The sequence below is a fragment of the Mycobacterium sp. IDUB_17 genome, assembly GCF_055419465.1.
This window is the reverse complement of record NZ_JBVAXS010000001.1, coordinates 120,750-139,004: the sequence shown is the minus strand read 5'-3', so window position 1 is coordinate 139,004 and position 18,255 is coordinate 120,750. Positions and strand designations below refer to the sequence as shown.

The window sequence follows — 18,255 nt, the reverse complement described above, 5'->3', positions numbered from 1 at the left end:
CCTACAACGGTAGCCGCCGATTGACGAGAATGCCCGTAGTCACCGCGGCTGTCATCACCAAGAGCGACAACCCGATCCAACCGGCGCTGGCATCCCCGCGCACCGTCTCATACCCGACCTGCTGCTCCAATTCTGAGTAGACCGAATTGAGTTCATCGAGACTGCCCGCGTGATAGGCCTGACCGTGGCTGATCTCGACGATCTTCTGCAGGGTGCTGTCATCGACGGGAACCGGTATCTGCTGGCCCTCCATATTCACAGTGCCGTAAGGGGTTCCGAACGAAATCGTCGAGATCGGCACGTCCTGGTCGCGTGCGGCTCGTGCCGCAGAGAACGCACCGCGCGGATCGTCCGGATTCCCGGGCACCGTCTCCTTGCCATCAGACTCCAGCACGATCCTGGCCGGCGGTGGGCCATCGCCTCCGCCCATTACCGCCCCGGCCGTAGCGATGGCCTGCAGTGCGGTGAAGATCCCCTCGCCGGTCGCGGTGCGTGGCTCGGGTTGCAGCGTGGCGACCGCGCGCTTGACGGCATCGTGATCCGCTGTGGGGGCCACCAGCATCACAGCACTCGAAGAGAATTTGACCAGTCCGAGGTTGATCCCCGGGGTGAGTTGGTCGGCGAAGTGAGTCGCCGCATCGCGGGCTGCCTCGATCCGGCTCGGCGGCACGTCTGTGGCGGCCATCGATTCGGATACGTCGATGACCAACATGACCACCGCGCGATTCCGCGGGACACGGATGTCGTCAGTCGGGCCGGCCATCGCGGTGGTCATCAAGGCCAGTGCAGAAACGAGCAGCGCGGCGGGCAGGTGACGCCAACGGCTTGGCGTCTGTGCGGCAGCGACCTGCTCGAGCACCTCCATGTTGGCGAACCGCAACACGCGCTTCCGCCGGGTTCGCTGCACCCACAGGTAGGCGACAGCAATCGCCACGACGGCGAGCAGGCACAGGAAGTACAAAGGATGGGCAAACCCGGACAGGCTCAGGTCGTTCAGCACGAGAATTCCGGCCTTTCGGTGCAACCCACAACGATCAAACGATTGCTTGAGTATATAACTGAATCAGGAGTGCGCCCGCTGGCCCGACCGGACGCAGCGCAATGGAACGGATGGTGTCAACGTGAGATTCGACTCGGCCGATAGTTCCGTTCGCCTGGCCCGGACAAGGAGGCGCTGCTGATGAGGGCGCTGTCTGAACCGGGTTGGCTGGCGCTGCTGGCGGTGCCGGTTGCGCTGCTGGTGCTCTATGTCGTCGCCCAGATCCGCAGACAACGTCTGTTTCGTCGGTTCACCGGCCACACCGCGCCGCGCCGGTGGAAACGTCATCTACCGGTGGCACTCGGGCTGTGCTCACTGGTCCTGCTCACCGTGGCGCTGGCGGGGCCGACGCGCGAGATCCGCATCCCTCGCAACCGTGCGGTGATCATGCTCGTCATCGACGAGTCCCGGTCGATGGGTGCCACCGATGTCACCCCCACACGTCTGGCGGCAGCCCAGGACGCCGCCAAACAGTTCGCCGAACAGCTCACACCCGGGGTGAACCTGGGCCTGGTGGCTTTCGCGGGTAACGCTGCCCTACTGGTCTCACCGACGCCGGATCACGAAGCCACGGTGCAGGCCCTCGACCACCTGAGCCTCAACGACGCGACAGCCACAGGTGAAGCAATATTCACTGCACTGCAATCGATTTCATCTGTCGGCCAGGTACTCGCGGCCGATAACTCCGATGCTCCGCCCGCGCGGATCGTGCTCGAGTCCGATGGCGCGGCAAACAAACCCGCCAATCCCGACAACCCGCGTGGCGCCTACACCGCGGCACGCGCCGCGAAAGATCAAGGCGTGCCGGTGTCCACGATTGCGTTCGGCACCAAGGACGGCTGGGTCGCCCTCGAGAACAATCAGGTGCCGGTACCCGTCGACGACGAGATGCTCAAGCGCATCGCCACGTTGTCCGGTGGTGAGTCCTACACCGCCACCGACATCGATGAGCTGAACCACAACTATCAAGCGATCCAGCAGCAGATCGGATATCAGACGATCAGCGGCCCCGATCGCGGCTGGTGGCTGCGGGCCGGCGCATTGGCCGCGCTCGCCGCCGCCGGGTGCGCGTTGCTGGTCAACCGCAGGCTGCCGGTGTAGCGACGCCGCCGATGCCGCGAGCAGACGTAAAAGTGCCCCAAATCAAGCGATCTGGGGCACTTTGCGTCTGCTCGGCAGAGATCTTTACAGCAGCGACAGGATGCGCTCGCCGACCTCGCTGGTCGAGAGCTTGGCGTCACCACGGGTGGCCAGGTGCTCGCTGACAGCCTTGTCGACCCGCGCCGCCGCGTCGGTTTCCCCGAGGTGGGTCAGCAGCAGCGCCACGCTCATCACCGCAGCGGTCGGATCGGCAAGACCCTGCCCGGCGATATCCGGAGCACTGCCGTGCACCGGTTCGAACATCGACGGGTTGGTGCCCGTCGCATCGATGTTGCCCGATGCGGCCAGGCCGATACCGCCGGACACCGCGGCCGCCAGGTCGGTGATGATGTCGCCGAACAGGTTGTCGGTGACGATCACGTCGAAGCGGCCCGGGTCGGTGACCATGTGGATGGTTGCGGCATCGATGTGCTGGTAAGCCGTCTCGACGTCCGGGTATTCCGCACCGATCTCATCGACGGTGCGCTTCCACAGAGAGCCGGCAAACGCCAGCACGTTGTTCTTGTGCACCAGAGTGAGGTGTTTGCGCCGAGCGCGGGCTTTCTCGAACGCGTAGCGCACCACGCGCTCCACACCGAACCGGGTGTTGGTGGACACCTCGGTGGCAACCTCGTGCGGGGTGCCCACCCGGATCGCGCCGCCGGTTCCGGTGTAGGGACCCTCGGTGCCCTCGCGCACCACCACGAAGTCGATCTCCGGGTTGCCCGCCAGCGGGCTGGAAACCCCGGCGAACAACCGCGACGGGCGCAGGTTCACATGGTGGTCCAACGCAAACCGCATGTTCAGCAGCAGTCCGCGCTCGAGCACACCACTGGGCACAGAGGGATCACCGATGGCGCCCAACAGGATTGCGTCGTAGCCCTTGAGCTCGTCGACAAAGCCCTCGGGCAGGGTCTCCCCGGTCGCGTGGTAGCGCCGCGCACCCAGGTCGTATTCCGTCCGGTCCACACCGGGCAGTACCGCGTCGAGCACCTTCAGTGCCTCGGCGATGACCTCCGGACCGATGCCGTCGCCGGCGATGACAGCGAGTTTCATGACAGGTCGACCACTTCCAGCGTCGTGGCGTCAACCGCAGCGGCGATCGCGGAACGCACATCCTCGGGCACATCGGTATCCAGCCGCAGCATCACGATGGCGCTGTCGCCCTCGACATCCTGGCTCAGCTGCGCGGCCAGGATGTTGACGTTGGCGCCACCGAGCAGGGTGCCGATCTTGCCGAGCGCGCCCGGCTGATCGTTGTAGTGGACGATGAGGTTGTAGCCCTCGGCCCGCAGGTCGAAGTTGCGTCCGTTGATCTGGACGATCTTCTCGACCAGCTGCGGCCCGGACAGGGTGCCCGCCACGTTCAGCGCGCTGCCGTCAGCGTGCACGACACGTACATCGACCACGCTGCGGTGGTTCGGGCTCTCGGTGGCGGTGCTGATCTCGGAGGCCACGCCACGGTCGGCGGCCAGTGTCGGCGCGTTGACGAACGTCACCTGCTCGTCGACCACCGCGGAGAACAACCCACGCAGCGCCGACAGCTTCAGGATCTCAACGTCTTCGGAAGCCAGCTCGCCACGCGCCTGCACGGACAGCGACACCGGGGCCGCGTCGGACAGGGCACCGGCCAGCAGACCGAGCTTGCGCACCAGGTCCAGCCACGGCGCGACCTCTTCGCCGACGGATCCGCCGCCGACGTTGACCGCGTCCGGCACGAACTCGCCGGCCAGCGCCAGCTTCACGCTGGCGGCCACATCGGTACCGGCCCGGTCCTGCGCCTCAGAGGTCGAGGCGCCCAGGTGCGGGGTCACGACAACCTGGGGCAGCTCGAACAGCGGGCTGTCGGTGCACGGTTCGGTCGAGAAGACGTCGAGGCCGGCGGCGCGCACATGGCCGCTGGTGATGGCGTCGGCCAGGGCCTGCTCATCGATCAGGCCGCCGCGGGCGGCGTTGACGATGATGACGCCCGGCTTGGTCTTGGCCAGGTTCTCCTTGCCCAGCAGGCCTGCGGTCTCCTTGGTCTTGGGCAGGTGCACCGAGATGAAGTCGGCGCGGCCGAGAAGCTCGTCCAGCGGCAGCAACTCGATGCCGAGCTGTGCGGCGCGGGCCTGCGAGACGTAGGGGTCGTACGCCACGATGTGCGCGCCGAAGGCGGCGAGGCGCTGGGCGACCAGCTGCCCGATGCGGCCCAGGCCGACGACGCCGACGGTCTTGTCGAAGATCTCGACGCCCGAGAACGACGACCGCTTCCAGGTGTGATCGCGCAGGGTCGCGTCAGCGGCGGGGATCTGCCGGGCCGTGGACAGCAGCAGGGCCAGGGCGTGCTCGGCGGCGCTGTGGATGTTGGAGGTCGGCGCGTTGACCACGAGCACCCCGCGGGCGGTCGCGGCGTCGACGTCGACGTTGTCCAGGCCGACGCCTGCGCGGGCGACGATCTTGAGCTTGGGGGCCGCGGCAATGACCTCGGCGTCGACCGTGGTGGCGGAACGCACCAGAAGCGCGTCGGCTTCCGGCACGGCAGCGAGCAGCTTCTCGCGGTCCGGACCGTCGACCCACCTGACCTCTACCTGGTCGCCGAGGGCGGCGACGGTCGATTCCGCGAGCTTGTCGGCAATCAAAACAACGGGAAGACTCACGCGGACAGCCTAATGTGTGGGCCCTACCACAGCCGAACCGCGTGCGGTGTACTGATGGGCGTGGACGTCACAATCGTCGGCAGCGGCCCCAACGGCTTGTCCGCCGCTGTCATCTGCGCCCGAGCCGGACTGTCGGTACGCGTGATCGAAGCGCAGCCGACCCCGGGTGGCGGCGCCCGCACCGTGAGCGACCCAGAGTTTTCGGGCGTCAGCCACGACATCTGTTCGGCAGTACATCCGCTGGCGCTGGCGTCGCCGTTCTTCGCCGCCTACGACCTGCAGGCCCGCGGGGTGCGCCTGGCCGTCCCCGAGATCTCCTATGCCAGCCCGCTGACCGACCGGCCCGCCGCGGTCGGCTACCGCGACATCGAGCGCACCTGCGCCGAATTGGACTCGGGAGATTCCTGGCGACGGCTACTCGGCCCACTGGCCGCCGATTGCGATGGCGTGGTGGGCCTCATCCTCGGCGACAAACGGTCGATACCCCCGTCTCTGGGCGCGGCGGTGCGCGTCGCACCCCGACTCCTGGCCCAGGGCACCCCGCTGTGGCGGTCACTCAAAGGCGAGGATGCCCGCGCACTGTTCAGTGGTGTTGCCGCACACACGATCTCAACAATGCCGTCCTTGGTTTCGGGAGGCGCCGGGTTGATGCTGGCAACACTGGGACACGCGGTGGGATGGCCCATCCCGCTCGGCGGATCCCAGGCCATCCCCGATGCGCTGATCGCCGATCTCACCGCACACGGCGGCGAACTGGTCCTCGGACATGAGGTCACCGAACCGCCGTCGGGAGTGGTCCTCTACGACACCGCACCGACCGCGCTGCTGTCGATCTACGGCCAGACCCTGCCGCCTCGCTACGCCCGGGCATTGGGCCGTTACACCTACGGGCCGGGGGTAGCGAAGGTCGATTTCGTGCTGAGCGGCGAGATACCTTGGCGTGACCCACGTCTGGTCCTGGCACCGACGCTGCACCTGGGCGGCAGCCGCGCCCAGATGGCGCTGGCCGAGTCCGAGATCGCCGCAGGCCGCCACGCCGAGTGGCCCATGGTGCTGGCCGCACTCCCCCATATCGCCGACCCCTCCCGCATCGATGACGCCGGCCGCCGCCCGTTGTGGACCTACGTCCACGTACCCAACAACTCCACGCTGGACATGGCCGAGACCGTCATCGGGATCTTCGAACGGTTCGCCCCGGGCTTTCGCGATGTCGTGGTCGCCGTACGCAGCGTGCCGGCGTCGCGGATGGACGAACACAACGCCAATCTGGTCGGCGGCGATATCGGGGTCGGCGGCAACAACATGGCCAGCGCTCTGCTGGGACCCACTCCGCGGTTCGATCCCTGGACCACACCGATCCCCAAGGTCTACCTGTGCTCGTCGGCCACCCCGCCCGGCGGTGGCGTGCACGGGATGGCCGGGTTCTACGCGGCCCGCACCGTCTTGAAACGCGAGTTCGGCATCAAGGATCTGCCTAAGCTGGCGCCATGACCACCACCCAGCCCAAGGTCGCCGTCATCTACTACTCCGCGACCGGCCACGGCACCACGATGGCCCGACGCGTCACCGCCACTGCGGAAGCCGCGGGTGCCGAGGTGCGGCTGCGCCCTGTTGCCGAGACCGCCGCCCCGGAATCCTTCGCCCACAATCCGGCCTGGACCGCCAATTACGAAGCCACCAAAGATCAACCGCGCGCCACCGGTGACGACATCGTGTGGGCGGACGCGGTGATCTTCGGCTCCCCCACCCGATTCGGTTCTGTCGCTTCGCAATTGCGGGGATTTCTGGACTCGCTCGGCGGCCTCTGGTCGCAGGGCAAGCTCGCCGACAAGGTCTACGCCGGGTTCACCTCGACCAACACCGCCCATGGCGGGCAGGAGACCACGCTGCTGACGCTGTACGTCACGTTGATGCACTGGGGTGGGATCATCGTGCCGCCGGGCTACACGGACCCGCTGAAATTCGTCGACGGCAACCCGTACGGCGCGAGCCTGATCGCCAACCACGACAACATCAGCGAATTCGACGACGCCACCTACGACGCGCTGGATCACCTGGCCCGTCGTGTGGTCAGCGTGACTGCGCGCCTGAGCTCCTGACGAGAACTGCTGCGCCGCAGCCCTGCCGGGACCGCTTAGATTTGAACGGTGAACACGGGCTTCGCGCGGTTGGTGGGAACCGTCCCGCACACGGATCCGATCATGACGTTGTTCGCGGTGGGTGACCTGGAGCTCTATCACGTGAGTCCGCCGTTGCACGGCTACAACGTCGTCGCCGCTTCACAACAGCTGTGGGCCATGCGCGCGCAGTGCATCTACCCGGATGGTCGGATCGAGCCGGCCGAGCCTGACGATCCGGTGTCGACCGAGCTCTACGGCGTGGTCGGTGAAGGTCTGCAGATCGACGGTACCGGGAAGCTGCCCGGAAGCGCCGACGGCAGGAACGTGTCCCGCACGCTGGCCGCGCTCGGCTACCGAATTGTCTAGAACGCGAAAGGCCAGTTATTGCACGCGCTTTCAATGCTTGCGTGCAATAACTGGCCAGTCAGCGTGAAAAATTAGGCCGTTTCGGTGATCGGCCGGTCGACCCAGCTCATCAGGTCGCGCAGCTGCTTGCCGGTGACCTCGATCGGGTGCTCGGCGTTGGCCTTGCGCAGCGCCTCGAGCTCCTTGTTGCCGCCCTCGACGTTGGCGACCAGGCGCTTGACGAAGGTGCCGTCCTGGATGTCGGTCAGGATGTCCCGCATACGCTGCTTGGTGTCGGCATCGATGACGCGCGGACCCGACAGGTAGCCGCCGAACTCCGCGGTGTCGCTCACCGAGTAGTTCATGCGGGCGATGCCACCCTCGTACATCAGGTCGACGATGAGCTTGAGCTCGTGCAGCACCTCGAAGTAGGCCATCTCCGGGGCGTAGCCCGCCTCGACCATGACCTCGAAGCCGGCCTTGACCAGTTCCTCGGTGCCGCCGCAGAGCACGGCCTGCTCACCGAAGAGGTCGGTCTCGGTCTCTTCCTTGAAGGTGGTCTTGATGACGCCGGCGCGGGCACCACCGATCGCGGCGGCGTAGGACAGCGCCAGGGCCTGGCCCTCGCCCTTGGGGTCCTGGTCGACGGCGATCAGGCAGGGCACGCCCTTGCCGTCGACGAACTGGCGACGCACCAGGTGGCCGGGGCCCTTGGGGGCGACCATGCCGACGGTGACGTTGGCCGGGGCCTTGATCAGACCGAAGTGGATGTTGAGGCCGTGGCCGAAGAACAGCGCGTTGCCGTCCTCCAGGTTGGGCTCGATGTCGTTCTTGAAGATCTCGGCCTGCGCGGTATCGGGTGCGAGCACCATGATCACGTCGGCCCACTTGGCCACCTCGGCCGGGGTGTCGACCTCGAGGCCCTGCTCCTCGACCTTGACGCGGGACTTCGAGCCCTCTTTCAGACCGACCTTGACCTGCACGCCCGAGTCGCGCAGCGAAAGCGAATGCGCGTGCCCCTGGCTGCCGTAGCCGATGACGGCGACCTTACGACCCTGGATGATCGACAGGTCCGCGTCGGCGTCGTAAAACATCTCAACTGCCATGCGAAATATTCCTTCTCTTTCTAGCTCTACAGCCGATTAACGCTACTTGACGTGCTTACTTCACTGCGCTGATACCACGGGGTCCGCGCGAGACCGACACCATGCCGGACTGTGCGATCTCGCGGATACCGTAGGGCTCCAGGACCCGCAGCAGGGCCTCCAGCTTCTCCGCCGTACCGGTCGCCTCGACCGTCAGGGACTCGGTCGAAACATCAACGACCTTGGCGCGGAACAGGTTCACTGCTTCGATGACCTGGCCGCGGTTGGTCGCATCGGCCCGCACCTTGATCAGGGCGAGTTCGCGCGAGACGGAATTGTCGTCCTCCTGCTCGACGATCTTGATCACGTTGATCAGCTTGTTGAGCTGCTTGGTGATCTGCTCCAGCGGCGATTCCTCGACGCTGACCACGATCGTCATCCGCGACAGGTGCTTCTGCTCGGTGGCACCCACAGCCAGGGACTGGATGTTGTAGCCGCGACGGGAGAACAGCGTGGCCACCCGGGCGAGCACGCCGGGCTTGTCCTCGACCAACACCGACAGGGTGTGGGTGGGGGTGGAGTTGCTCATCAGGCATGCCCCTCTTCATCGTTCTCGTCGAACAGCGGCCGGATATCGCGGGCCGCCATGATCTCGTCGTTGCTGGTACCGGCGGCGACCATCGGCCACACCTGCGCGTCGGCACCGACGATGAAGTCGATGACCACCGGGCGGTCGTTGATGGCCCGGGCCTGGTTGATGACGTCCTCGACGTCTTCGGCCCGCTCGCAGCGCAGTCCGACGCAACCCAGCGCCTCGGCCAGCTTGACGAAGTCGGGGATCCGGCGTGAGTGCGTAGCCAAATCGGTCTGGCTGTAGCGCTGGTCGTAGAACAGCGTCTGCCACTGCCGCACCATGCCGAGGTTGCCGTTGTTGATCAACGCCACCTTGATCGGTGCACCTTCGATGGCGCAGGTGGCCAGTTCCTGGTTGGTCATCTGGAAGCAGCCGTCGCCGTCGATGGCCCACACCTCGGCCTCGGGGCGGGCGAACTTGGCGCCCATAGCCGCGGGGACGGAGAAGCCCATGGTGCCCAGCCCGCCGGAGTTCAGCCAAGTCTTCGGGTTCTCGTACTTGACGAACTGCGCGGCCCACATCTGGTGCTGACCCACACCGGCGACGTAGATCGCTTCCGGTCCGGCGATCTGGCCCAGCTTCTCGATGACGTACTCGGGGCTGAGGCTGCCGTCGCTCTGCGGACCGTAGCTCAGCGGGTAGGTCGACTTGAGGCCCGACAGGTACTCCCACCAGCTGTCCATTTTCAGTGCGGCGCTGGTGGTTCCGTCGCGGCGCAGCACCTCGATGAGATCGGTGATGACAGCCTTCACGTCACCCACGATCGGCACGTCGGCGTGCCGGTTCTTGCCGATCTCCGCGGGGTCGATGTCGGCGTGGATCACCTTCGCCTCAGGGGCGAACGAGGACAGCTGGCCGGTGACCCGGTCGTCGAACCGGGTGCCCAGGGCGATCAGCAGGTCGCTCTTCTGCAATGCACCCACGGCGGCCACGGTGCCGTGCATGCCCGGCATCCCCAGGTGCTGCGGGTGGCTGTCCGGGAACGCGCCACGGGCCATCAGCGTGGTGACGACCGGGATACCGGTCAGCTCGGCCAGTTCGAGCAGCTCGGTACTGGCCTCACCGCGGATGACACCACCGCCGACGTAGAGCACCGGCTTGCGGGCCGCGGCGATCAGCTTGGCGGCCTCGCGCACCTGACGGCTGTGCGGTTTGGTGTTCGGCTTGTAGCCGGGCAGATCCATCTGCGGCGGCCACGAGAAGGTGCACTGGCCCTGCAGGATGTCCTTGGGGATGTCGACGAGCACCGCACCCGGGCGCCCAGAACTGGCGATGTGGAAGGCCTCGGCCATCACCTGGGCGATGTCGTCACCGTTGCGCACCAGGAAGTTGTGCTTGGTGATTGGCATGGTGATGCCGGAGATGTCGGCTTCCTGGAAGGCGTCGGTGCCGATCAGGCCGCGACCCACCTGCCCGGTGATGGCCACCACCGGGATGGAGTCCATCTGGGCATCGGCCAGCGGGGTGACCAGGTTGGTCGCGCCGGGGCCCGACGTCGCCATCATCACGCCGACCTTGCCGGTGGCGTGCGCGTAGCCGCTGGCCGCGTGGCCGGCCCCCTGCTCGTGGCGGACCAGCACGTGGCGCAGCTTCTGCGAGTCGAACAGCGGATCGTAAACCGGCAGCACGGCGCCGCCGGGGATGCCGAACACGACGTCGACGCCGAGCTCTTCCAGCGACCGGACGACCGCCTGGGCACCGGTGAGCTGCTGCGGAGCAACCCGATTGGGCTGCCCGGATTCTGATTTGGCCTTGGCTGCGCCATTGGCAGGCGCTGATCCCGACCGGGCCGGCGGTCGCGTTGTCGGTGCGCTCACGATGTCCTCTTCACGGTCTGCGTCACATTCCTGTTCAGGAAGTTTTAATTTTCCAATGATTCCGGTGCACTTGTGGGCAAACAAAAAACCCCCGTCAGCTGGCAGCTGTACGAGGGTGGCGCGTCGATGCGTTTTGCTATGCCCGGCAGAGGGCCAGCGCGGCATCAACGCGCCAACCAATTACTACGAGCAATCCGGGGGTCTGCATAGCACCCGACGGTAGCTGCCGTACAGGTTAAAGGTCAAATTGCCGCCGGAGACGGGGTGATGGGCGAGGACCGCACTTCGGCTGGTGCAAGGATGAACCCGTGAGCGCACGTTCGGCAACCGCCCCTGTCGTCATCCGGATATCGCCCATGGCGCACCTGGCAGTCGGCTTCCTGACGCTCGGCCTACTGACCCTGGTGCTGAGCAATCCGACTTCATTCTCGGTACTGCTGGTGATTCCGATTGCCTTGTCCACGGCCATCGTCCGGTACCGCACCACTGTCGATGCCGACACCGTCACCGCACGTTCTCTGACGCGCAGCCGCACGGTGCCGTGGGGCGATATCAAGGGACTGCGGTTCGACCGGTCGTCATGGGCGATTGCCGAGTTGAACGACGGAACCGACTTGCGCCTGCCCGCCGTGACGTTCGCCACGCTGCCGTTGCTTACCGAGGTGAGCGGCGGCCGAGTACCGAATCCCTACGCCTGACGGCTCAGCTCTGTCAGGCGAGCGGGTTGCCGCCGTTGAGCAGCACCCAGATGGCGATGCCGCCGGCCACTCCGAGCAACAGGGCCACGAAGGATCCGACGAAGGGTCGCCGGGCCCAGCCTCGACCGGCGTCGAATCCGTAGCGACCCGGGCCGGTCAGGATTATGGCGGCCGCGGCCACGACGACGATCATCCGGTATTCGGTGCCGTCGGTGATGACTTCCGAGAGCCGGGCCTGCTCATGGGCCGCCATCGCCGTGGCGAGCAACCCGTTGATCAGGTAGGCCAGTGCGCCGGCAGCCGCGATCGGCGTGAACAGCCCGAGAACCAGTAGGACACCGGCGGCGATCTGACCTCCGGTGGCCGCATAGGTCAGGATGTCGGCGTTCTTGAAGCCCATATCGCCCAGCGAGGCGTTGAATCCGTCCAGTCCCGGGCCGCCCCACCAACCGAACGCCTTCTGCAGGCCGTGGATGATCATCAACCCGCCGAGGGCCACGCGCAGGATCAGTAGACCGAGGTCCTGGGTGCCCCGCCGCCCGGCGGCCTTGATGCGGTCGTCGACGAATTCGTCGCGCTCGATCTCGGCCGGTTCGGCCGAGAAGGGTCCGATCGGGGCTGGTCCGCCCGGTTGCACATACGGCAGTGGCTCAGGGTCGGCGACCAGGCTGAACGCCGACTGGTCGCCCGATTTGGAGTCGTAGCGCGGAATCGCGGTGGTTTCGAAGTCCCCGCCGTACGCCGCCGACGGCAGGTCGTCCTCCGGGTCGACCAGGCTGGCTCCGGCCGGCCTGGCGGAATCGTCCGAGTAACCCGGTCGTTGCCAGGCTTGCGGGTCCTGCGAGTGACTGGTCACAGCTGCCAGGGTAAGTGCAAGGTCGGTCCGATCCTGGTATTTACCCCGGCGCTTCTGCCTGGTATCGGGCTGCTATGGATGCGGCACAAGGTGCCGACGTGGCGCGCACTGCCGAGGCATCCGTAATCTGGCGGGCATGAAATCGCGCCGGCGGATGACGGGGGTGGCCGCCGTTCTGTGTGCCGCGATGCTGGTCGGTTCGGGCTGTGCCCGTTTCGACGCGGCCCAGTCCGAGCCTTTCACCACTGCACCGAAGATGGAGCCGGGGCCGACCACGACGCCACCGCCTCCGCCACCACTGCCGGCCAAGCCGTTCCCCAAGGAATGCAAGGCAACGGGCGTGATGCAGGGCTGCCTGGACAGCACCAGCGGTTTGATCATGCTCCCCGACAGCCAGTCCGCCCTGGTCGGCGAGCGGCTCACCGGCGCGGTCAAGCAGGTGTCGGTGAAGGCCGAACCGAAGGTCAAGGTGATGATCCCGGTCGATCCGTCCGGTGACGGCGGTCTGATGGACATCGTGTTGTCGCCGACCTACGGCCAGGACCGGTTGATGTACGCGTACGTCAGCACGCCGACCGACAACCGGGTGATACGCATTGCCGACGGCGACGTGCCGAAGCCGATTCTCACCGGCATCCCGAAGGGCGCCAGCGGCAATATGGGGTCGCTGACCTTCACCAGCAAGACCACCCTGCTGGTGCAGACGGGTGATGCGGGCGATCCGGCACTGGGCGCCGATCCCGGATCACTGGCCGGCAAGGTGCTGCGCATCGAGCAGCCCACCACGGTCAACCAGGCCCCGGTCACCACGGCGCTCAGCGGTCTGGGCGCCGCCGGGGCCATGTGTGTCGATTCGTCGGACGGCTCGCTCTACGTCACCGACCGCACTCCGAGCGCAGATCGGCTGCAGCGGATCACCAAGGATTCCAAGGTGTCCACGGTGTGGACCTGGCCGGACCGACCGGGAGTCGCCGGGTGCGCCGCCCTGGAGGGCACGGTGTTGGTCAACCTGGTCAACTCCAAGAAGACCGTCGCCGTACGGCTGGCGCCCGACACCGGCGCGGTCACCGGCGACCCGGAGGTGGTCCGGGAGAACGTGCGCGGTCACGCCTGGGCGTTGCAGCTCTCCCCCGACGGCAACGTGTGGGGTGCGACGGTGAACCGAACTGCCGGAGATGCCGAGAGCTTCGATGACGTCGTCTTCCCGCTCTTCCCGCAGGGCGGCGGCTTCCCGCGCAGCAATGCCGACAACACCTGAGGCACAAGACATTTCGTCATAGATCGACCCTCGGGGCCTGACCGGGACCGGCTGAGTCAATGGGTCGAGATGAATACAACGTGCGTGATGCGCCCTTAGAAATGGTTCGCCTATCACGTACCATTGTCCGGGTGCCTGACCGCCAGCGCCGCAGATATGCACCGCGGCTACCGCGTGAAGAACGGCGCGAGCAACTGCTGGACGCGGCGATGACCGTGCTCCACGACTGCCCCTTGCACGAGCTGAGGATGGAGGCGGTCGCCGAGGCCGGCGGAGTCGGCAAACCTGTCCTCTACACCGCTTTCCGGACGCGCACCGAGCTGGTGACCGCCTTGCTCATCCGCGAACACCAGAACGGGCTGAGCCAGGTACTGAGCGCCCTGCCCAAGAAACTGTCCGTCGCGGGCCCGACGGACGCCTACACCGCGACCGTCACCGGGTTCCTGCGTTGCGTGTTGGAGAACCCGACGCGCTGGCGGCTCATCCTCACCGTGCCCGACAGCACTCCGCGGGACTACCGCGCGGCGGTCCGCAACGCCCGCAACCAGATCCTCACGCAGCTCGAGCAGATGGCGAAAGCCGGCATCGCGGTGGACCCCCGGCTTTCCGCGCTGGACCCCGAGCTGCTCGGCCACACCCTGCTCTCATTCGCCGAGATGCTGGGCCGACTGGCCGTACACGATCCGGACAACTACCCGCGCGAGCGACTGGAGCAATATGCCGCCGCGGCGATGACGATGTTCGCCGGTCCGGTGCGCTGACGGGCGATTACCCGCTCTGGCCGCACGCGGCCAGGACCAGCTCACGAACCCGGGCGGCGTCGGCCGAACCCTTGGTCGCCTTCATCACCGCACCGACGATCGCACCGGCGGCCTGGATCTTGCCGCCGCGGATCTTCTCCGCGACGTCCGGGTTGGCGGCCAGCGCCTCGTCCACAGCGGTCTGGATCACCGAGTCATCACGCACGAGCGCCAACCCGCGGTCGGTCATCACCTGCTCGGGTTCTCCCTCGCCGGCCAGCACGCCCTCGATCACCTGGCGGGCCAGTTTGTTGGACAGCTTGCCTTCGTCGACGAGCTTGACGACGGCGGCCACCTGGGCCGGGGTGATCGGCAGCGCGTCGAGCTCGATCTGGGACTCGTTGGCCTTCTGCACCAGGAAGTTGCCCCACCAGGCGCGGGCGGCCTCGCTGGAGGCGCCGTGTGAGACGGTGGCTGCCACCAGCTCGACCGCACCGGCGTTGACCAGATCGCGCATCACCTCGTCGGAGATGCCCCAGTCCTCCTGAATCCGCTTGCGCGCCAACCACGGCAGCTCAGGGATGGTCTGGCGCAACCGCTCGACCAACTCGGCGCTGGGAGCGACCGGTTCCAGGTCTGGCTCGGGGAAGTAGCGGTAATCCTCCGCGGTCTCCTTGCTGCGCCCCGGCGAGGTGTAGCCGTCCTCGTGGAAATGCCTGGTCTCCTGGGTGATGGTGCCGCCGGAATTGAGGACTGCTGCCTGACGGCGCATTTCGTACCGGACCGCAACCTCGACGCTCTTGAGCGAGTTCACGTTCTTGGTCTCGGTGCGGGTGCCGAACTCGGCGGCGCCGATCGGCTTGAGAGACAGGTTCGAGTCACATCGCATCGATCCCTGGTCCATCCGCACATCCGATACGTCCAAGCCGCGCAGCAGATCCCGCAGGGCAGTGACGTAGGCGCGGGCGATTTCCGGCGCACGCGCCCCGGTTCCCTCGATGGGTCTGCTGACGATCTCGATCAGCGGCACGCCGGCGCGGTTGAAGTCGGCCAACGACGTGGTCGCGCCCGCGATGCGGCCGGTGTCGCTGCCCAGGTGGGTCAGCTTGCCGGTGTCCTCCTCCATGTGCGCACGCTCGATCTCGACGCGGAAGGTGGTGCCGTCATCGAGCGGAACGTCGAGGTATCCGTTGATCGCGATCGGCTCGTCGTATTGCGAGATCTGGTAGTTCTTCGGCTGGTCCGGGTAGAAGTAGTTCTTCCTGGCGAACCGGCCCCACGGTGCGATGTCGCAGTTGAGCGCCAGACCGATGCGGATGGCCGCCTCCACGGCGGCCTCGTTGAGCACCGGCAGGGAGCCGGGCAGGCCGAGGCAGACCGGGCAGACCAGCGTGTTGGGCTCGGCACCGAACTGATTGGCGCAGCCGCAGAACATCTTGGTGGCCGTGGACAGCTCGACGTGCACCTCCATGCCCATCACGGGCTCGTAGGCGGCGATGACGTCGTCGTAGTCGACGAGTTCAGCGGTAGCGACAGACATGGTGTCGATCCTAGTTGGGCAGCTTTTCAGGCCAGTCCGGGGTGGACGCCGGGGATCAGACCGGCCGCGGCCGACAGCCGCCGCAGAATGTGTCGCAGCGCGGCACGTTCCTCATCCGACAACGACGCCGTCACCTCGTCCTCGAGCGCACGACCCGTGGCGTCCAGCGCCGGGATCAGCTCGCGCGCCCGCTCGGTCAGCGACACGGCGAATGCCCGCCGGTCGTCGGGGTGCGGCCGGCGTTCGACGAGCCCTTCGGCTTCCAATGTGTCGATCAGCGTGACCATGACGTTGCGGTGCAGACCGAGGCGTTCGTACAGCTCGCGCTGCGACTGCCCGTCGGCCGCGGCCAGCGCCAGCAGGACTGCGGTGGCCCGGGGATGCAGGCCCAGCGGTTCGAGGCGGGCCTTGAACCCCTCGGCCACATACGCGCCGAGTTGGGACAGCAGAAACGGTATGCGCTGGTCGAGCGCGGACACACCGATCGGTTCCTCAGCCACGCTGCGGACACTAGCACTGCCGATGATTGTCATCTACAGTGATTGTCACTATTAGTGACTATATCGGGAGTTCACATGCGAATCGTCATCTTCGGCGCCAACGGCGCAACCGGACGTCTGCTCACCCGCCGAGCCCTCGACGCCGGCCACACCGTCGTGGCGGTCACGCGCCACCCTGAACAGTTCCCGCTCACCGACGCCGCACTCACAGTGGCCGAAGCCGACGTACGCGACGCAGCAGCGGTCAGCGCCGTAGTCGAAGGCGCCGACGCGGTGCTGTCCACCCTGGGTGTCACGTTCACCATGGATCCGGTCGACACCTACTCGGTCGGGGTCGGCAACATCGTCACCGCGATGCGCGCCACCGGAGTCGACCGGTTGGCCGTCGTGAGCTCCACCGCGATCGCCGACTACCCCGGCCGAACCGATACGCCGCTCGCGCTGCGCGTGGTCCAGCCCGTGATCAGCCGCATCTTCGGCAAGACCCTCTACGCCGACATGCGCAGGATGGAGGACATCGTTACCGGCAGCGGACTGAACTGGACGATCGTGCGGCCGTCCGGGCTGTTCGACCTGCCCGACGTCACCGAATACATCGCCGGCCGGCGCGACCCGGTCGGCGCGTTCACGTCGCGCACCGATCTCGCCGACTACTTGCTGAAGGTGGCCGAATCACCCGAAACCGGTGCGACCGTGACGATTTCGACGACGGTTGACACCCCGTCCATGTGGCAGCTGCTACGCCGCGAAGCGCTCAAGAGCGCATGATCTCCGGCCTAGCCGAAGAATTCGGCGGCGTCGTCGTAACGAGACTGCGGTACCAGTTTGAGGTGGCGGGTCGCATCGGCCAGTGATACCCGGCCGATGTCCTGCCCCTGCAACGACACCATCATCCCGAACTCGCCGGCATGCGCGGCGTCGGCGGCGTTCACTCCGAACCGGGTGGCCAGCACCCGGTCATACGCCGTCGGGGTGCCGCCGCGCTGGACGTGCCCCAGCACCGTGACCCGGACGTCCTTCTTGATCCGCTTCTCCACCTCGAGCGCCAATTGCTGTGCCACACCGGTGAATTTCTCGTGTCCGAACTCATCCATGCCGCCCTGGCGCAGCTGCATGGTGCCCTCGGCCGGCTTCGCACCCTCGGCCACCACGCAGATGAAGTGTGACGATCCGTGCTGGAACCGCTTCTTCACCAGGCGACACACTTCCTCGACGTCGAAGGGCTGCTCGGGGATCAGCGTCATGTGCGCGCCAGAGGCGATCCCGGCGTTCAGCGCGATCCAGCCGGCGTGCCGGCCCATCACCTCGACCAGCATGACGCGCTGGTGCGATTCGGCGGTGCTGTGCAGCCGGTCGATGGCCTCGGTCGCCACCTGCAGGGCCGTGTCGTGGCCGAAAGTCACGTCCGTGCAGTCGATGTCGTTGTCGATGGTCTTGGGTACCCCGACCACCGGGACATTCTCCTCGGACAACCAGTGTGCGGCGGTCAACGTGCCTTCACCGCCGATCGGGATCAACACGTCGATCCCGTTGTCCTCGAGCGTCTGCTTGATCTGGTCCAGGCCCGCCCGCAGCTTGTCCGGGTTGACCCGCGCGGTGCCCAACACGGTGCCGCCCTTGGCCAGCAGCCGGTCATTGCGATCGTCGTTGGCCAGCTGGATGCGGCGATCCTCCAACAGACCTCGCCAGCCGTCGAGGAATCCGACCACCGACGAGCCGTAGCGCTGGTCGCAGGTACGCACCACCGCCCGGATCACCGCGTTCAGGCCAGGACAGTCACCACCGCCGGTGAGAACTCCGATGCGCATGGGCACCATCTTGCCCCGCGCCGGCCGTTTCAGCGG

At 66.7% G+C, this 18,255-nt stretch carries 18 protein-coding genes; 8 read left to right on the top strand and 10 right to left on the bottom strand.

Annotated elements, in window-relative coordinates:
* Position 1 precedes the first annotated feature (1 nt).
* Positions 2-1,000, bottom strand: coding sequence for a VWA domain-containing protein (locus ACZYZ7_RS00705; RefSeq protein WP_450068714.1), 999 nt, complete (start codon positions 998-1,000; stop codon positions 2-4).
* Positions 1,001-1,180: 180 nt separating this feature from the next.
* Here ACZYZ7_RS00705 and ACZYZ7_RS00700 point away from each other — a divergent pair, with 180 nt between their 5' ends.
* Positions 1,181-2,140: a VWA domain-containing protein gene (locus ACZYZ7_RS00700; protein ID WP_463740036.1), complete on the top strand. Its 960-nt coding sequence runs from the start codon at positions 1,181-1,183 to the stop codon at positions 2,138-2,140.
* 84 nt (positions 2,141-2,224) lie between these two features.
* Here the strand turns inward: ACZYZ7_RS00700 and ACZYZ7_RS00695 are convergent, their stop codons facing one another.
* Complete coding sequence (locus ACZYZ7_RS00695; protein WP_135453573.1) at positions 2,225-3,235, bottom strand: 3-isopropylmalate dehydrogenase; 1,011 nt, start codon at positions 3,233-3,235, stop codon at positions 2,225-2,227.
* Positions 3,232-4,818 (bottom strand): phosphoglycerate dehydrogenase, encoded by a 1,587-nt coding sequence (serA, locus tag ACZYZ7_RS00690; RefSeq protein WP_135453572.1) that lies wholly within the window; start codon positions 4,816-4,818, stop codon positions 3,232-3,234. Before serA ends, ACZYZ7_RS00695 begins: the two co-directional genes overlap by 4 nt.
* 60 nt (positions 4,819-4,878) lie before the next feature.
* Here serA and ACZYZ7_RS00685 point away from each other — a divergent pair, with 60 nt between their 5' ends.
* From ACZYZ7_RS00685 to ACZYZ7_RS00675, 3 genes are read left to right on the top strand one after another with little or no spacing between them, the layout of a single operon-like run.
* Entirely contained in the window at positions 4,879-6,309 is a 1,431-nt protein-coding gene (locus ACZYZ7_RS00685) for a phytoene desaturase family protein (protein ID WP_450068712.1), read from the top strand.
* Entirely contained in the window at positions 6,306-6,917 is a 612-nt protein-coding gene (wrbA, locus tag ACZYZ7_RS00680; RefSeq protein WP_450068711.1) for an NAD(P)H:quinone oxidoreductase, read from the top strand. The genes ACZYZ7_RS00685 and wrbA overlap by 4 nt, the downstream gene beginning before the upstream one ends.
* A 48-nt stretch (positions 6,918-6,965) precedes the next feature.
* Positions 6,966-7,304, top strand: a complete 339-nt coding sequence (locus ACZYZ7_RS00675) for a hypothetical protein (protein WP_450068710.1) — start codon at positions 6,966-6,968, stop codon at positions 7,302-7,304.
* Positions 7,305-7,375: 71 nt separating this feature from the next.
* Here ACZYZ7_RS00675 and ilvC read toward each other — a convergent pair whose 3' ends face one another.
* From ilvC to ACZYZ7_RS00660, 3 genes are all read right to left on the bottom strand, one after another.
* Positions 7,376-8,377 (bottom strand): ketol-acid reductoisomerase, encoded by a 1,002-nt coding sequence (ilvC, locus tag ACZYZ7_RS00670; protein WP_210115643.1) that lies wholly within the window; start codon positions 8,375-8,377, stop codon positions 7,376-7,378.
* Positions 8,378-8,444: 67 nt separating this feature from the next.
* Positions 8,445-8,957: an acetolactate synthase small subunit gene (gene ilvN, locus ACZYZ7_RS00665; protein WP_135453568.1), complete on the bottom strand. Its 513-nt coding sequence runs from the start codon at positions 8,955-8,957 to the stop codon at positions 8,445-8,447.
* Positions 8,957-10,819 carry an acetolactate synthase large subunit gene (locus ACZYZ7_RS00660; protein WP_450068709.1) on the bottom strand — a complete coding sequence of 621 codons (1,863 nt, stop codon included), beginning with the start codon at positions 10,817-10,819 and terminating at the stop codon, positions 8,957-8,959. The genes ilvN and ACZYZ7_RS00660 overlap by 1 nt, the downstream gene beginning before the upstream one ends.
* Before the next feature lie 356 nt (positions 10,820-11,175).
* Between ACZYZ7_RS00660 and ACZYZ7_RS00655 the strand changes: the two genes are divergently transcribed.
* On the top strand, positions 11,176-11,517 hold the full coding sequence (locus ACZYZ7_RS00655; protein WP_450069243.1) for a PH domain-containing protein: 342 nt from the start codon (positions 11,176-11,178) through the stop codon (positions 11,515-11,517).
* 13 nt (positions 11,518-11,530) lie between these two features.
* Here the strand turns inward: ACZYZ7_RS00655 and ACZYZ7_RS00650 are convergent, their stop codons facing one another.
* Positions 11,531-12,373, bottom strand: coding sequence for a DoxX family protein (locus ACZYZ7_RS00650; RefSeq protein ID WP_450068708.1), 843 nt, complete (start codon positions 12,371-12,373; stop codon positions 11,531-11,533).
* A gap of 136 nt (positions 12,374-12,509) precedes the next feature.
* On the opposite strand from ACZYZ7_RS00650, the gene ACZYZ7_RS00645 reads away from it, so the two are divergent.
* Positions 12,510-13,631, top strand: a complete 1,122-nt coding sequence (locus ACZYZ7_RS00645) for a PQQ-dependent sugar dehydrogenase (RefSeq protein ID WP_450068707.1) — start codon at positions 12,510-12,512, stop codon at positions 13,629-13,631.
* A gap of 101 nt (positions 13,632-13,732) precedes the next feature.
* The gene (locus ACZYZ7_RS00640) at positions 13,733-14,392 is read left to right on the top strand and encodes a TetR/AcrR family transcriptional regulator (RefSeq protein WP_167857789.1); all 660 of its coding nucleotides are present in this window, start codon (positions 13,733-13,735) and stop codon (positions 14,390-14,392) included.
* Positions 14,393-14,399: 7 nt separating this feature from the next.
* Here the strand turns inward: ACZYZ7_RS00640 and gatB are convergent, their stop codons facing one another.
* Together gatB and ACZYZ7_RS00630 are read right to left on the bottom strand one after the other, a co-directional pair.
* Positions 14,400-15,911, bottom strand: coding sequence for an Asp-tRNA(Asn)/Glu-tRNA(Gln) amidotransferase subunit GatB (gene gatB / locus ACZYZ7_RS00635; protein WP_450068706.1), 1,512 nt, complete (start codon positions 15,909-15,911; stop codon positions 14,400-14,402).
* Positions 15,912-15,937: 26 nt separating this feature from the next.
* Positions 15,938-16,411: a MarR family winged helix-turn-helix transcriptional regulator gene (locus ACZYZ7_RS00630; RefSeq protein WP_450068705.1), complete on the bottom strand. Its 474-nt coding sequence runs from the start codon at positions 16,409-16,411 to the stop codon at positions 15,938-15,940.
* A gap of 75 nt (positions 16,412-16,486) precedes the next feature.
* Here ACZYZ7_RS00630 and ACZYZ7_RS00625 point away from each other — a divergent pair, with 75 nt between their 5' ends.
* Entirely contained in the window at positions 16,487-17,179 is a 693-nt protein-coding gene (locus tag ACZYZ7_RS00625; RefSeq protein WP_450068704.1) for an NAD(P)-dependent oxidoreductase, read from the top strand.
* Between the two features lie 8 nt (positions 17,180-17,187).
* Here the strand turns inward: ACZYZ7_RS00625 and ACZYZ7_RS00620 are convergent, their stop codons facing one another.
* Positions 17,188-18,219, bottom strand: a complete 1,032-nt coding sequence (locus ACZYZ7_RS00620; RefSeq protein WP_135453561.1) for an ATP-dependent 6-phosphofructokinase — start codon at positions 18,217-18,219, stop codon at positions 17,188-17,190.
* Between the last annotated feature and the right edge of the window lie 36 nt (positions 18,220-18,255).

Coding starts and splice junctions, on each gene's coding strand:
- ACZYZ7_RS00645 (WP_450068707.1), top strand. CDS start 12,510: ATGAAATCGCGCCGGCGGATGACGGGGGTGGCCGCCGTTCTGTGTGCC.
- ACZYZ7_RS00700 (WP_463740036.1), top strand. CDS start 1,181: ATGAGGGCGCTGTCTGAACCGGGTTGGCTGGCGCTGCTGGCGGTGCCG.
- ACZYZ7_RS00625 (WP_450068704.1), top strand. CDS start 16,487: ATGCGAATCGTCATCTTCGGCGCCAACGGCGCAACCGGACGTCTGCTC.
- ilvC (WP_210115643.1), bottom strand. CDS start 8,377: ATGTTTTACGACGCCGACGCGGACCTGTCGATCATCCAGGGTCGTAAG.
- wrbA (WP_450068711.1), top strand. CDS start 6,306: ATGACCACCACCCAGCCCAAGGTCGCCGTCATCTACTACTCCGCGACC.
- ACZYZ7_RS00695 (WP_135453573.1), bottom strand. CDS start 3,235: ATGAAACTCGCTGTCATCGCCGGCGACGGCATCGGTCCGGAGGTCATC.
- ACZYZ7_RS00655 (WP_450069243.1), top strand. CDS start 11,176: ATGGCGCACCTGGCAGTCGGCTTCCTGACGCTCGGCCTACTGACCCTG.
- ilvN (WP_135453568.1), bottom strand. CDS start 8,957: ATGAGCAACTCCACCCCCACCCACACCCTGTCGGTGTTGGTCGAGGAC.
- gatB (WP_450068706.1), bottom strand. CDS start 15,911: ATGTCTGTCGCTACCGCTGAACTCGTCGACTACGACGACGTCATCGCC.
- ACZYZ7_RS00640 (WP_167857789.1), top strand. CDS start 13,733: ATGGTTCGCCTATCACGTACCATTGTCCGGGTGCCTGACCGCCAGCGC.
- ACZYZ7_RS00620 (WP_135453561.1), bottom strand. CDS start 18,219: ATGCGCATCGGAGTTCTCACCGGCGGTGGTGACTGTCCTGGCCTGAAC.